We start from the raw sequence: 13,910 nt of genomic DNA, 5'->3' as shown, positions 1-13,910 counted from the left end.
GTTTTATAAACCTGCCTTCGGTCTAAAGCAACGGTTCATTGATGCAAGTCATTAATGAAGCAAGACACTGAGACTGACCAGCAGGCAGCAAACGACAACAGCGAGCGACTTACTAAGCCACCACCTTACTCACGGTGCAACACAAAGAAGAACGGCTGCTTCATACCCTTGAGATCCATAACGCTAAAGACAGTTTGTGCATCAACCTGGCGAAAAATGTCGTTGATTGGGAGATTGTCATAAAGCATCGCCGCACTTTCTTTGCCTCGGTAGTGGGTCAAGCGAAGACGTGCTGTCGAACTACTAGTACTTAATAACGGTAGGCATAGCTGAAAAAAACGCCCAATAGCTTGCGACTGGGGGAGTGGCAGCAACCGCTCAAGCCAACTGACAGATGGTAGCAACCAGAGCGGATTGACGTTAGTTGTGCCACCGCTCAAGGTCTGGAACACTAGCGGGTGGACATGCTCTGCGTCAACAAACCGCTTACCATGCCAGTGATACGCCTCAAGGACGCCATCAAGGGGGTGATCGGTCGGGAAACTCACACCTTTCCAGTTCCCATACATAAAATTGATAGCCACAGGCTCAAGGCGATCGAAAATGTCCCAGGCTTCAGCAGTGCTAGCACTGCCAACAGTCACAGCTTCCGAAAAGGTCTTCACGCGTATGCTCTCCAGTCGTACCGAATTTCTTGGGGCTTACTCTTATTATGAGACAGCCGCTGGCGGCATCAAGCGGCAAGGGGTACAGTGTTTGCCGAAACCAGTCATTTTCGGCAGAATTGGGCGTGCTGAGTTGCTGTTTGTGGTCAACGTTTCCTCTACAAACCACGCACGTAATGCTTCTATATCGCTTTTTCGCTAGAGCCTTTCTCTTAATATCAAGTGCGGAAGAACGATCGCCATCTGTTAGTGAGCACCTACACTTTGTGCCGGTGCCATTGAATTAGGCGTGTACTCACTATCTATCTATGTACCGCGTTGTTGCACGTTTATGCCAGAAAACAATCTGGCATGAGTTAGCGATAGAGCTTCAGTAATTACACCAAGGACGGGTGAAGCCTTCTGTACGCAATTTGCCACAACACAGGAGATCATTATGCGTCAGCTTATACTCAAGCAACTGAAATGTCACGAGTCCGAAGACTGGGGTGCAGATGAGTGTCGCCTAGAAGTCTACCTTGATGGAGCCCTACAGCCTTACTTAAAGACGAATCTCAACAACAAACAAGTGTGGGCACTCAACCGCACATATACCTTTCAAACCAGTGTGGACATCAAGCTGTGGGACGAAGATTCTCCCGATGCTGATGACTTTTTAGGAGCCACTCACATTGGGACAGGAGTGACCGATAATGCTGCTGCATCCTTTACCCAAGACGGTGCTAATTATAAGCTCTGGTATCAGGTTATTGAAGCACCGGATGTTGACCCTGTTAAAGCTGCGATCGACGCATTCGAGCACTCATCTCAACCAGGGGTATGGCCCTATATTCAAAAGGCAGATCTGCTAGCAGACATCCGTTCCACGGTGCTCAATCCCTTTGAGGTCAACCAAAACTATACGCCGTTTTGTGGTCCCACTGCGATCGTGTTTGAACTAGTGGCGAAGCAGCCCGCTCGCTACGTCGCACTTTGTCAGTCGCTCTATGAAACCGGGCAGTTTCAGAGCCGCACCAAAGTGGTTAGACCGTCCGACCAGTTGCGCCAGAGCAAAGTGCGTGCTGGTATCTCTGTTGCCGACTGGATGCTGATTGCCACGCTACGAGACAGTGAAAACCTGATTTTTCCGATTGATGCCAACTCCAGTGGACTGGTAAATAACATTGCTGGCATCACAACGCCCTGGGAAATGAAAGGCTGGATTTATGAGATTCTCGGCTACGACCAGGTTAGCTTTGAGTCAACTTTTGTCTACGGTGAGTTTGATGCGATGCGCAAAGCTCATGCGGCTCGGCAACAAGGAGGCGTTGGCTTTCTAATGATTGATGCTTCTATGCTGCAAGGATCGGCACCAGCGATCGCCTATCCCAATCACTGGGTGTCGTATCTAGGAAACTTACAGATTGACGACGGCATTTGGTATCAGCATGACAGTGGGCACATCCGCTTCGACTGCTACAGTTGGGGACGCAAATATTCGGTTGATCTGGGTGAAGGTTCCTTTGAAGATTATATGTGGGGCGTTGTCACCGGTTGCTAGAGGTGAGCGTCTCTAGAGGGGGTTAGTGAGCCTCTTCATACATATTACGTCTACTCTTTGATCGGGGTCTGGTAATCCATCAAGTGCAACATCAAGAGGTGCTGCTCTCCCAGCGATCGCTGACTGAGAGCAGCACCTCTTGATGTTGGTGACATACTCTAGTAGAGCAAGCACAGCACCCGCAGCCGTTTCCTGCTAACGCCGCAAACGCTGCAAGCGGTTAAAAAAGTAGAACTACTGTACAAGGGTTCTGAGGCTTGTGCTGATTTGGGTCTAGTCCAGCGTGAAGAGTACAATCGCCTGGTTAGCCGGGCTGATCAACGGGTGGTTACTTTTGGTTCAGAGCGGAGTCGGTGGTAGATAGACGGGCTTTCAGGGTGTTTAAGTCCAGATCAAACTTTTCACTAATCGCTTCCAGCACCTTCGTTTCTGCTGCCGAAACCTGACCATCAAGTTGAGCGATCGTGTCGCAGCGTGAGAGTGTTAGCACCGCAAAATCACGATTAAGTTGGTCGAGCAAGGCACCTAAAGGTTGCGGCGCTTGTAAATGGTTGGCGATCGCTTGCAACGAATTTGGATGTAGCCCCAATGATTGCAGATTCGGCAAAATGTCCTCCCAGGCTTTTTCGGGATAGCTGGCGAGCATCATGTGTGCCAAGACCTGATCCATAATCGCTTGTTGGGCGATCGCAACTTCTAGATAACTGTCGCTCTTCTGCTTAATGTCCTGCAATGTCTCTGTTGCAGTCTCGGCGACTTCCGGATCAAGCTTGGCTTCGTAAAAGCGACAGGCCGTTTCCGTGCCGGATCGTTCAACGTCAGCCCATAGGCTGCCGCAATTTGATAAAGCATCTCGGTTTGCAGTTTGCTGGTTGTTGCTAGATCAACTGCTAACAGCGCGATCGCTCCGCCTGGCACTAAACTGCTGGCTAACCCAACGCTACCAGCATAGACGGCTTTCTCAAGCATGATGCGATGAGCAATTTGACTAGGCGCTTCGTTTGGGTGCGCTTGCTGAAGTTTATGAACAGCCGCTTCTGCCTTTGCCAAATCAACCTGATCGCTGATGCTAACGAGCCAATCAAGCTTCAATGCTTTAGTCAGTCGGCGAATCATGGGATTATCGCTAACGTAAGTAACGGCTTGATCGGTGCCAGCAGTGGCTTGTTCAGCCCAGTGATGCCCTTGTTTAAAGACAACGTTACTAAACCCTGTCGCCACCTTCCACGCAGAGCGACTCGTTTGCGATGCCGTGCGTCCGATCGTGCCACCAAGGTTTGCCGATGTTTTGACCAGCGCTTGACCTGTTTGTGAAGCTTTGCTGCTAACGGCTGCGCCAAATCCAGCTACGGTGCTGACCACCGATCGCATCAACGATGGTGAGCGCACCGCTAACGGACGATCGTCCTTAGTTGTTGTGGAGGAAGCAGCGAGTTGTGTCTCAGATGCGCCTTTTGTAGACTCTCTAGCCACTTCCGGCTCCGATCGTTCACGCCGCTTGCTGTTCATGGCATAGACTCACATTAGTGGTCGATCAATCTGGGTTGACTAAAGTGCTTAACATTAGTGCGCGATGAGCAACATTTACTGTGCGATCGTACACGTGCAGTGCATCAGAAGTTTTTTGCAACCACGACTTAGCCTACTCACACCAAATCTACTCTAATTGCTTCACTAAAGACTTACAACTACCGCCCATATCAATAAACTAAGCCGCATAATGTCCCTGTTCACCCACCGCAAAAAACTTTTCGGACTCGCCGATCGCTCGGATGCAGACGGTGTACAACGGGCTTGTTGAGCTACGGATTTTTGTGCCTTGGGAAGGGCAGCTTTGAGGTCAACAGATCACTGCTTTTTTCAAACTCAGTCCGGATAAGGCTTCTAGGTCACTTGGCACCTTCTTGCCCTTATGTTAGTTCCATCCCTACCAAGTCTTAGAAGCGATCGTGTACGTCACATAATCGAAGTATTCAAGCAACCATAGGTGATTCGAGCTGATGTTGAGGGCACTATTTCTCAAGGGGTGCAGGTCTTCGACTAACCGTAATGCCGCTCTAGCTCGGCTTGAGCAAAATTCACTTGCAGTCCTTTGATACAGCAGCGATTTATCTGATGCAAATCATTGCTTGGTAAAAAGGTCTGCTGCTAGCGAGAGTATAACCAACTCACTTGGCAAGACTGGCGATCGCAACTGGATCAAAGACTACCGATTGCAGGTTTTTCTCTAGTCGGTTTGCCAACAGTATCATCTCTTGTCGCCCTCTCACTGCTTACTGATGACTGATGACTGAGAAAGAAGGAATGAAATTGACTAAACCTTTTCCTTTCAAGCGGTTGACTCTTCGAGGGAAGACAATTCTTACCTTCTGTTTCATTCTGACTGGTTTAACCAGTGTGGTTTATTTTGCTTCTTCAGCGATTCTACTAGGCAGCTTGAGGAGAGCAGAGGAGCAAAGCGCCTATCAATCGTTGCAAGGCGTACTAAACGTTCTTGCTAAAGATCAAGAAGCCTTTACGTCTCGCTACAGCGATTGGTCTGCTTGGGATGACACCTACACTTTTATTGAAGACCGCAATCAGGCGTACATTAAATCCAATTTAGTGCCGGAGCAGCTTAAGAACTTAAAGGTTAACCTAGCGCTATTTGTAAATGCTGATGGTCAAGTTGTCTATGGCACAGGGTTTGACCTCAGAACCAAGCAAGTAAAGCCACTACCTAAAGGATTACCCCCTCAGTTCGCAGCTAATCTGCTCTTGGACTCCCCCCTCACAAAAGGACCCTTAACCGGCATTATCCAGTTAAAGGAAGGTCCTATGTTGATCACTTGCCAACCAATTCTGACCTCAGCGGGTCAAGGACAACCGCGTGGAGTGCTCATCTTTGGGCGCTACATTAATGCCGATACCAGCGCCAATCTGACGAAGCTGACGCGCTTTCCAATTAGCATCCAACCGCTCAATCAAAAAAACCTGCCTGCTGATTACCAACAGGCTCGTCAAGCGCTGTCCCGCCAAAACCCCATTTTTGTTCACCCGCTTAACGAAACAGTGCTCGTTGGCTACCTGCTGCTGCTGGATGTTTATCAGCAGCCTGCTTTGATTTTACGGATTGAACTACCCAGAGAGATCTATCAGCAAGGGCACCGCAGCCAACAGTCCCTGATGATCATGATTCTCCTGCTCGGACTCCTCTTTGGTAGTGTGAGCGTCCTTTTGCTAGAGCGCTTCGTGCTAGCCCGCCTCACCCATTTAAGCCAAGGCGTCAGCCAGATCCGAACTAAACGCGACTTAGCCTTACGGTTACCAGTAACAGGTCAGGATGAAATAGCGAACCTGACGCAGAATATCAACGAGATGCTAAAAACCCTGGAAAAAGCCCAGTGGGAAGTAAGTGAGGCTTTAAAACAAATCACTCAAACAAACCAAGAATTGTGTCTTGTGGTGGCACAGTTGCAAGATGAGATTCTCGAACGGCAGCGGGTAGAGTCGGCTTTGAGACAATCTGAGGAACAGCTAAGAGCGCAAACACAGCACTTGGAGCAAACATTGAGCGCACTGCAACGCGCGCAACTTCAGTTAGTGCAGAGCGAGAAAATGTCAAGTTTAGGACAACTGGTAGCTGGTGTAGCGCACGAAATCAACAATCCGGTCAACTTTATCTATGGCAATCTCACCTATGCCACGGAGTATGCCCAACAGCTACTGCAATTACTTGCACTCTATCAACATCAATATCCTCATCTCACACCTGGGCTACAAGCGGCTTTGGAGCAGATTGATCTTGAGTTCGTAGCTGTGGACTTACCTAAAGCACTGGCTTCGATGCGGGTAGGAGCCGAACGTATTCGAGACATCATTAAATCCCTGCGTAGCTTCTCGCGCCTGGATGAGGCAGAGCTTAAAACGGTTGATCTGCATGAAGGTATTGATAGCACCCTATTAATTCTGCAAAGTCGTCTAAAAGCCAACGGAAATAATTCAGGTATTGTGGTTGTCAAGAATTATGGGCAACTTCCACCAGTGGAATGCTTTGCGGGACAGTTGAATCAAGTTTTTATGAACATTTTGACAAATGCCATTGACGTGATCGAAGAGACTAGAACCCAGCGAGCCACATTGAAGGGACAAGGAAACGAGGCGCTAGCAGCCCAAATAGCTGCCTGTTTAGCTGCAACCATTACAATTCAGACTCAATCTTCCGCTGACGGTTGGATCACCATTCGCATCAGTGATAACGGGTTGGGGATGCCGGAAGCAGTGAGAAAACAGCTCTTCGATCCTTTCTTCACCACTAAAGCTGTTGGTCAAGGAACAGGGTTGGGTCTGTCCATCAGCCATCAGATTATTGTTGAGAAGCACCAAGGCACGTTGGAATGTTACTCAACTCTTGGTAAAGGAACAGAATTTATCATTACTATCCCGAGCCGTCTCAGCGCTAAAGCTGGCAAGGATTAACTTAAACGGGTTGATTCGGAGTACATGTAGGCTTAGTTTGAGCAACGGACAAATACTGGTCATTAAGGTTCAAAAGCTGTCAGAGCAGAGCGTTTATGAGTGTGGCTGGCAGCGGCTGACTACTGTCCCTAGCAAATCAGTTGGTAACGCCAAGCGCTCTGGCACCATGAGGTCAGGAGTGGTAGTAACTAGACTAATTGCTCCCGTGGGCGCGGCTTGCAGTCCATAACCTCGTTAAGCTGTACTGTGCTACTTAAAGCAGGACTGGTTCTAGTAGTGGTGATGTCGCTCAAAGGTATACCTTGAGGGCGAAACTGAAGGTCAAAGGTGCCAAGGGTATTAATCCAGATGTTGCTGCCCCAAGCATTGACAGAATTAGCGCGAATATCACTATTTTCATTGGGAAGGGCGACGATCGCTCCTGTATCAATGCCACCACGACTCCATTTGAGCGCAAGCATCGGCAGCATCAGGATGGAGCTTGTAGTGATAGAAAGCACGGTATATCAGTAGGGCGATGCTAACAGCAAGGGATTCGGTCAAGCTAAAGAAGCTAGATCAAAATTGGCGTCTTCGGTTGAGCTGAGCTTTTGCAGATGAAGGAATTTGATTACTCACTAGATTTTCAGGCGATCGACTTTCGCCAACAGCCAGAGTTGTACCAGATCGGTCGGGGCGAACAGGGTGTTTTGCTGGTTGAACCCTACAAGAGCGAGATTTTGCCCTACTGGAAGTTCAAAAACCCAGACATCGCTCGTCAATCGGCTGACAAAATCTACAGCCTGTTTGCCCAATATAAGGCGGAAGACGATTTTGTGGGCATGGATATGGCACGCAAGTTTTTGCAGATGGGGTATACTCGCTCTCGTCGCTATGCCAATCACAAGTCGGGGCGTAAGTATGCCTCCGGTTCCAAAACGGTGCTGCCGCGTGAAGAAGATCCGATCAAAGCCCAATCAGCTAGGATTTTCTATGAAAAGTGGCAACTGGCTAAGACTGATCCAGTGTATGTGCGCTTAGCTGTACGTCACCGCGACCAGTGCGAACGCCCTGAAATAGCTGCTACCAAAAGTCCAGGTGTGTCACAGGGAGTAGAGGCATGAAGTTCTCAGCTTTGAAAGGCATTTTTGCTCAGGAACAAACAAGCCGAGGGCTAGTGGTGGTTGGTTTGGATGCCGAAGGGCGACAAGTGGAGGTGCTCTTTCACATGACCAATGAACCAAAGGCTGACTGGGAAGCCGTAAATGTGAGATACCTGTAAGCGGATCGTTCCACTAACCTGAACTGCTGCAAATTATTCATTCCATCAACTGCCGATACCAATCCCACTTGACCATCTTACGGAGATGAGGATTTTCTCAGCCAACCTGCGATCGTGGTATCGAGAGAGAATAAACCGCCCCCATTGGTGAGGAAGAAGCTAAACCACAAGGCATACAGGGAAGCTGTTTCCAAAGGGGAAATATGCCAGCCATCTTTCTTGAGATGAAAGAAGAGCGCAATCAGCATGGTCGATAGCAAGATCAAGGCATTGAACCGAGTGCATAAGCCGATCGCCAGCAGAATCGAACTCCCAATTTCAGCGTAGGCAGCACAATAAGTCAAGAAGACTGGGTAAGGCAAGCCAATAAAACTCACAACCCCGCTTGCAAACCCCTGCACGTCCGCCAGTTTGCTAAAGCCGTTATGGATCATCAGTAAGCCCACCGCTACTCGAGCAATAGTCCATACCACCTGAGCAGCGCGATTCTCGATCGCGGTCGATTGCAGAGTGGCAAGCAGTAAGGTTGGTTTCGTTTGAATTGCAGTCATTACCAGAAATGGTTCCAATCAGGTTTAATTAATTTTCGCTCATAATTGCCTAGATAATGCTGTTCTGATGGTTCTAGTGTTTTTTCACTAGGCGGGTAGAAAATTAATAGGTAATACAACGAAAGTTATGGAGCATCACCGTAACTGTCACAGATGTGGCGATCGCTTTCCTCCAACATGGGATTTGTCCTTAAATAATCGTGTAGCTACTGACAGCCAAAGGGCAACAGCGCTTTCAACTCTGAAAGCTGTTTGCTTCGTACTATCGAATTGCCATAGGTGAACTCAGCCTAGCCAAACGCTTGAAGCAATCTTTTGTACAGGTTTGGACATTGTAGCTGTCAGACATTGCTTGATCCAGATGTGCAGCGTGATCCAGACGTATAACTATCCGGACGTACAAAAACCATTCTGATCAATGGAAGAGATACCGTATGTTTCAGAGTTTGATCGTGCCACGCAGAGTACAACTGCTACCCCATCTCACTGCTAAAGAGTTGAAAGACCGTTACCAGCAAGCGCAAGACCCTATTGAAGCGCGTCGATGGCACTTGCTGTACCTTGTTAACCAACAGTGGACAGTGAAGCAGGCAGCAGAGAGCGTGGGCTTAAACTATGACTACGCCAAAGAAATTGTCCGCCGCTACAACCAGAACGGCGAAGCTGGCATCAAAAACCGCAGTCAGCGCGGTAAACCCTCACCACGATCGCTCCTGACGCTGACCCAGCAGCAAGAACTACAGCAGGCGCTTTGCAGTGCCCCTCCTGAAGGCGGACGCTGGACAGGACCGAAAGTTGCCCGCTGGATCGCAGACAAGACTGGCAAGCAGGTCTGGAACCAGCGTGGTTGGGATTATTTGCAGCGCCTAAAACATTAAAAATTCATCTCATTGCTCAAGAAAAGCTCATATGCAGTTTGACTTGCTGCAACAAAGACGTTGAGTTTGAAGCTAGAGAGCAGAGGTAAAGCGTACCATAGCTTCCCTTTTACCTTTTGCCTTCTGCCTTTTGCCTTTCTCCATAAGCACAGCTCATGAGTAAGTTTACCTAACAAAACTTTACAGATAGCAATCGCGCAACAGATAATAAGAGGTGTAGCGAGTTACAAAAACCCAATTGTCATTAGACAGAGAGGCAGGTATGGTAGCACTCACCGATCGGCAGCGCTTAACATTAGAAACCGTTGCGTTGGCACAGGCTGATGGCGTTAGCGAGTCTGATACCACTATCATTCGTTGTCTAGATTGGGATCGAGAACGCTTCGACATCGAATTTGCGCTCAACAATGGCACAACCTACAACTCATTCCTCATTCGCGGTGAAAAGGTTGCCCTGGTTGATACCTCCCACGAAAAGTTTCGGCAGCTTTATCTCGATACTCTGAAGGGCTTGATTGATCCCGCTGCAATTGATTATCTGGTCATCAGCCACACTGAGCCAGATCACAGCGGTTTGGTTGCAGATATCCTGAAGCTGGCTCCTCATGTGACGGTCGTTGGTGCGAAGGTCGCCATTCAATTTCTAGAAGATCTGGTGCATCAGCCCTTTGAGCGGAAGCTAGTGAAGAACGGCGATCGCCTTGATCTGGGCAATGGGCACCTGCTGGAGTTTGTCTCTGCGCCTAACCTCCACTGGCCCGACACCATCTTTACCTATGACCACAAAACGCAAGTGCTGTATACCTGCGATGCATTTGGAATGCACTATTGCGACGATTCTACTTTTGATGAAGACCTGGAACTAATTGAGTCGGACTATCGCTACTATTACGACTGCTTGATGGGACCCAATGCGCGCTCGGTGCTCTCTGCACTCAAGCGTATGGGCGATCTACCTGGAGTTGCAACGATCGCGACAGGGCATGGTCCGCTTTTGCAGTACAACCTGGAAGAGCTAGTCGGGCGCTATCGCACCTGGAGCCAGGAGCAAGCAAAAGCCGTGACGACAGTTGCACTCTTTTACGTTTCTGACTACGGTGCGGCAGAGCGTCTGGCACATTCGATCGTCCAGGGCGTCATGAAAACGGGCGTGGCGGTGGAACAGATGGATTTACGTACCGCAGAACCCCACGAAATCCGAGAACTGGTTAGCCTTGCGTCTGGTATAGTCATTGCCATGCCGCCCCAGTCCGGTGATTTTGCGTCTGTGGCGAAAACTGCCCTGGGAACGATTCTGGCTGCAACGCACGCGAAACAATCCTTTGGTCTGTTTGAAAGCGGTGGTGGTGACGATGATTCAGTACATCTGCTGCGGAACAAGCTGCAAGACGTGGGCTTATCTGAAGCCTTTCCACCCATTTTGGTGAAAGAAGCGCCGACCGAAGCGACGTATCAACTTTGCGATGAAGCAGGTACTGACCTGGGACAATGGCTGACCCGCGATCGCACCATTAAACAAATGAAATCGCTGGATGGCGATCTAGACAAAGCGTTAGGTCGCTTAAGCGGTGGGCTATACATCATTACAGCGCAAAAGGGTAAAGCATCCAGCGCGATGCTTGCATCTTGGGTGGCTCAGGCAAGTATCGAACCGTTAGGCGTTACGATCGCGGTTGCCAAAGACCGGGCGATCGAATCCTTTATGCACGTGGGCGATCGCTTTGTGCTGAATATTCTTGAAGAAGGCAGCTATCAGCCGTTGATGCGGCACTTTTTGAAACGCTTTGCGCCTGGAGCCGATCGGTTCGCTGGGGTCAAAACCTATCCGGCGACCAACGGTGCACCGATTCTGTCAGAGGCTTTGGCATACCTGGAGTGTGAAGTCATGAGCCGAATGGAATGCAGCGATCATTGGATCGTCTACAGCACGATCAATGCTGGTCGTCTTGCAAAGCAGGATGCGCTGACGGCAGTCCATCATCGGAAGGTGGGCAACCATTACTAGAGTTAATTGTTAGTGGTCAGCAGTCAGCAGTCAGCAGTCAGCGTTTGGCAATGAGCGTTGACAGTTAGCAGTCAAAACTAACTCAAATCTCGAAGCTTTCCTGCTGCTTCCTCGCCGTTTCTACTCCCCGAGCCCCTCTGCCATCCCTTCACCCTCTCACCGCTGCCATGTCTTCTCCAAATTCGTTCCTTAAAGCGATTGCCAGTTTCTTTAAACCCTCTGCGCCCTCGCCAGATGTCTCGCCAGATATTTTAGAGGAACCGGATGTGCAGGAGGCGTTCGCGGAAGTAGAGACGGAGGTGGATGAAACGGCTGACGATGTGCCAGCTGTAGAGACTCGACCACGTGATGTGCAGGTGACGGCGCTCGGGGATGGTACAACGGTGCTGCGATCGCGCACATGGGATCGACTCAAGTTTGAGGTCGAGTACGGTCGGCAAAAAGGTACTACAGCCAATGCCTATCTCATCCAGGCAGACAAAATTGCTCTGCTTGATCCACCAGGCGAATCGTTTACAGACATTTTTCTTGCTGCGTTGCAGCAGCAACTGGATTTATCACAGCTTGATTACATAATTGTTGGGCACGTTAACCCGAACCGGATCGCAACGCTCAAGAAGCTGCTGGCACTTGCACCACAGGCAACGATTATTTGCTCAAAACCAGCGGCAATTTTCTTACGCGCAGCTTGGGCAAACGATAACACGCAGATTAAGCCCATTCGTGGTGACGAGGTGCTAGACCTAGGGCAAGGACACGCCCTTCAATTCGTGTTTGTGCCGACTCCCCGCTGGCACGATGCTCTTTGCACCTACGACCCTGCCACACGCATTCTGTTTACCGACAAATTCTTTGGTGCACACGTCTGCGATGAGCCAGTGTTGGACGAAAACTGGAAGCAGCTTGATGACGATCGCCACTACTATTTCAACTGCCTTCATGCGGCGCAGACCCGTCAGGTTGAGGCAGCGCTGGATAAGTTTGCCACGTTTACCAAAACGAAACTCTATGCACCTGGACATGGTCCGATGGTGCGTTACAGCCTCAGCCGCTTGACGTACGACTATCGTGAATGGAGCCAGCAGCAAAAGACGAAGGATTTAACCGTGTTGGTGCTTTATGCGTCTGCTTATGGCAACACGGCAACGATTGGGCAGACGATCGCGAAAGGCATTGCCCAAACAGGCGTTCAGGTTGAATGTGTCAACTGCGAGTTTGCTGACCCTGCTGAGATTACCAGTTTGATTGAGCACTGCGACGGGTTTATTATTGGCTCACCAACACTAGGCGGACACGCCCCTACTCAAATTCAGACGGCGTTAGGCATTATTCTATCTACGGCTCCAAGAACGTTACTGGCAGGTGTGTTTGGTTCCTATGGTTGGAGCGGTGAGGCAGTTGATCAAATTGCAGAAAAGTTAAAAGACTCTGGGTATCGACTGGGGTTTGAGACACTGCGGATCAAGTTCAAGCCGACTGAGGAGACGCTTCAGCAATGCGAAGCCATTGGCACAGATTTTGCCCAAAGCCTCCGTAAAGAGAAACGCATTCGTGCCCCGTATCAAAATGCAGCAGATGGGCAAACTGATCGCACTGGGCAAGCGGTTGGACGAGTGACTGGTTCGCTCTGCGTACTGACTGCTACACAGGATGATACCAAGCTAGGCTTACTCACGTCCTGGGTTTCACAAGCCAGCTTTAATCCGCCAGGGCTGACGATTGCGATCGCGAAGGACCAGACTGCCGAGCTACTCGCGCACATAGGCGAGCCCTTTGTACTAAATATTCTTAAGCAGGGCAAAAACCTCCGGCGACACTTTCTTAAACCGCCCAGCCCTGGTGAAGATCCGTTTGTGGCGATCCAAACCGACACGGCAACTAATGGTTGCCCGATACTTACAGATGCCCTTGCCTACTTAGAATGTACCGTCCAGAACCGCATGGAATGTGGCGACCACTGGCTGCTCTATGCGGTTGTAAATCAAGGTAAGGTTTTGGACGCTTCAGGTGTAACTGCCGTCAACCATCGTAAATCAGCGCTTCAGCATTAGGAATGCACTAGCGGCACTACAGCTGAGGTCTGTTATACCAAATCAAATTGCAAGGGCTACAGATCCGTTGCCCTATCCCCAGCGTTTCTCCCGAAGGAGAAGGGTGCTAAAGGCAAAGTCCCTCTTTAGGAGAGGGATTGAGGGTAAGGGTAGCTCGATTGATCTGTAACGTCTATTTTTGAATTTGGTATTACTTCTAAGCTGACCTGAAAAATGGTGCCATCAGGAAGGGGAATTATGTCGTCTCCAAAATTACTACATAGTCTTACAGCAAAGAGCGCTCCCTCATGTGAGGAAGCGCTCTTTGCTTAATCAGGCAATCAACTGAATCAGTGGAACAGTCGAGCCGTCGTCAGTCGACTAACCGTTGATGGCAGGAGCCGAGAGGGCAACCGGAGCCGCTTCACCCGCAGCCAAGTCCAACGGGAAGTTGTGCGCATTCCGCTCGTGCATCACTTCCATCCCCAGGTTCGCCCGGTTCAAGATGTCCGCCCAAGTACC

General features: G+C 49.7%; 13 protein-coding genes and 1 pseudogene. 8 read left to right on the top strand and 6 right to left on the bottom strand.

Translation table 11 applies throughout. From position 1 onward, the window contains the following. Positions 1-125: 125 nt before the first annotated feature. Positions 126-665 (bottom strand): DUF4334 domain-containing protein, encoded by a 540-nt coding sequence (locus H6F76_RS18200; protein WP_347276059.1) that lies wholly within the window; start codon positions 663-665, stop codon positions 126-128. A gap of 4 nt (positions 666-669) precedes the next feature. On the opposite strand from H6F76_RS18200, the gene H6F76_RS18195 reads away from it, so the two are divergent. Beyond that, on the top strand, positions 670-867 hold the full coding sequence (locus tag H6F76_RS18195) for a hypothetical protein (RefSeq protein ID WP_190510458.1): 198 nt from the start codon (positions 670-672) through the stop codon (positions 865-867). 234 nt (positions 868-1,101) lie between these two features. Further along, positions 1,102-2,205 (top strand): hypothetical protein, encoded by a 1,104-nt coding sequence (locus H6F76_RS18190; RefSeq protein ID WP_190510456.1) that lies wholly within the window; start codon positions 1,102-1,104, stop codon positions 2,203-2,205. A gap of 328 nt (positions 2,206-2,533) precedes the next feature. Here H6F76_RS18190 and H6F76_RS18185 read toward each other — a convergent pair whose 3' ends face one another. Continuing rightward, complete coding sequence (locus H6F76_RS18185; RefSeq protein ID WP_190510454.1) at positions 2,534-2,938, bottom strand: hypothetical protein; 405 nt, start codon at positions 2,936-2,938, stop codon at positions 2,534-2,536. Next, the gene (locus H6F76_RS18180) at positions 2,902-3,714 is read right to left on the bottom strand and encodes a hypothetical protein (protein ID WP_190510452.1); all 813 of its coding nucleotides are present in this window, start codon (positions 3,712-3,714) and stop codon (positions 2,902-2,904) included. The genes H6F76_RS18185 and H6F76_RS18180 overlap by 37 nt, the downstream gene beginning before the upstream one ends. Before the next feature lie 795 nt (positions 3,715-4,509). Between H6F76_RS18180 and H6F76_RS18175 the strand changes: the two genes are divergently transcribed. Continuing rightward, the gene (locus tag H6F76_RS18175; RefSeq protein ID WP_190510450.1) at positions 4,510-6,663 is read left to right on the top strand and encodes a CHASE4 domain-containing protein; all 2,154 of its coding nucleotides are present in this window, start codon (positions 4,510-4,512) and stop codon (positions 6,661-6,663) included. A 188-nt stretch (positions 6,664-6,851) separates the two neighbouring features. Here H6F76_RS18175 and H6F76_RS18170 read toward each other — a convergent pair whose 3' ends face one another. Next, the gene (locus H6F76_RS18170; RefSeq protein ID WP_190510448.1) at positions 6,852-7,133 is read right to left on the bottom strand and encodes an S-layer family protein; all 282 of its coding nucleotides are present in this window, start codon (positions 7,131-7,133) and stop codon (positions 6,852-6,854) included. Between the two features lie 126 nt (positions 7,134-7,259). Here H6F76_RS18170 and H6F76_RS18165 point away from each other — a divergent pair, with 126 nt between their 5' ends. Both H6F76_RS18165 and H6F76_RS18160 read left to right on the top strand, forming a co-directional pair. Continuing rightward, the gene (locus tag H6F76_RS18165; RefSeq protein ID WP_190510446.1) at positions 7,260-7,766 is read left to right on the top strand and encodes a DUF4385 domain-containing protein; all 507 of its coding nucleotides are present in this window, start codon (positions 7,260-7,262) and stop codon (positions 7,764-7,766) included. Continuing rightward, positions 7,763-7,924 carry a hypothetical protein gene (locus tag H6F76_RS18160; RefSeq protein ID WP_190454564.1) on the top strand — a complete coding sequence of 54 codons (162 nt, stop codon included), beginning with the start codon at positions 7,763-7,765 and terminating at the stop codon, positions 7,922-7,924. The genes H6F76_RS18165 and H6F76_RS18160 overlap by 4 nt, the downstream gene beginning before the upstream one ends. Positions 7,925-8,001: 77 nt before the next feature. Here the strand turns inward: H6F76_RS18160 and H6F76_RS18155 are convergent, their stop codons facing one another. Further along, entirely contained in the window at positions 8,002-8,475 is a 474-nt protein-coding gene (locus H6F76_RS18155; protein WP_190510444.1) for a DoxX family protein, read from the bottom strand. Between the two features lie 452 nt (positions 8,476-8,927). Here H6F76_RS18155 and H6F76_RS18150 point away from each other — a divergent pair, with 452 nt between their 5' ends. From H6F76_RS18150 to H6F76_RS18140, 3 genes are all read left to right on the top strand, one after another. Next, positions 8,928-9,353, top strand: coding sequence for a helix-turn-helix domain-containing protein (locus tag H6F76_RS18150; protein WP_190510560.1), 426 nt, complete (start codon positions 8,928-8,930; stop codon positions 9,351-9,353). Positions 9,354-9,615: 262 nt separating this feature from the next. After that, entirely contained in the window at positions 9,616-11,358 is a 1,743-nt protein-coding gene (locus H6F76_RS18145; protein ID WP_190510442.1) for a diflavin flavoprotein, read from the top strand. Between the two features lie 167 nt (positions 11,359-11,525). After that, positions 11,526-13,409, top strand: a complete 1,884-nt coding sequence (locus tag H6F76_RS18140) for a diflavin flavoprotein (RefSeq protein WP_190510440.1) — start codon at positions 11,526-11,528, stop codon at positions 13,407-13,409. Between the two features lie 360 nt (positions 13,410-13,769). Here H6F76_RS18140 and H6F76_RS18135 read toward each other — a convergent pair. Further along, a pseudogene (locus H6F76_RS18135) lies at positions 13,770-13,910 on the bottom strand (photosystem II q(b) protein); the annotation flags it as partial.

Source organism: Leptolyngbya sp. FACHB-321, from assembly GCF_014695975.1.
In the GTDB taxonomy this organism is placed as follows: domain Bacteria; phylum Cyanobacteriota; class Cyanobacteriia; order Leptolyngbyales; family Leptolyngbyaceae; genus Stenomitos.
Note: the sequence above shows the minus strand (reverse complement) of the source record. Positions and strands in the feature narration are given on the sequence as shown.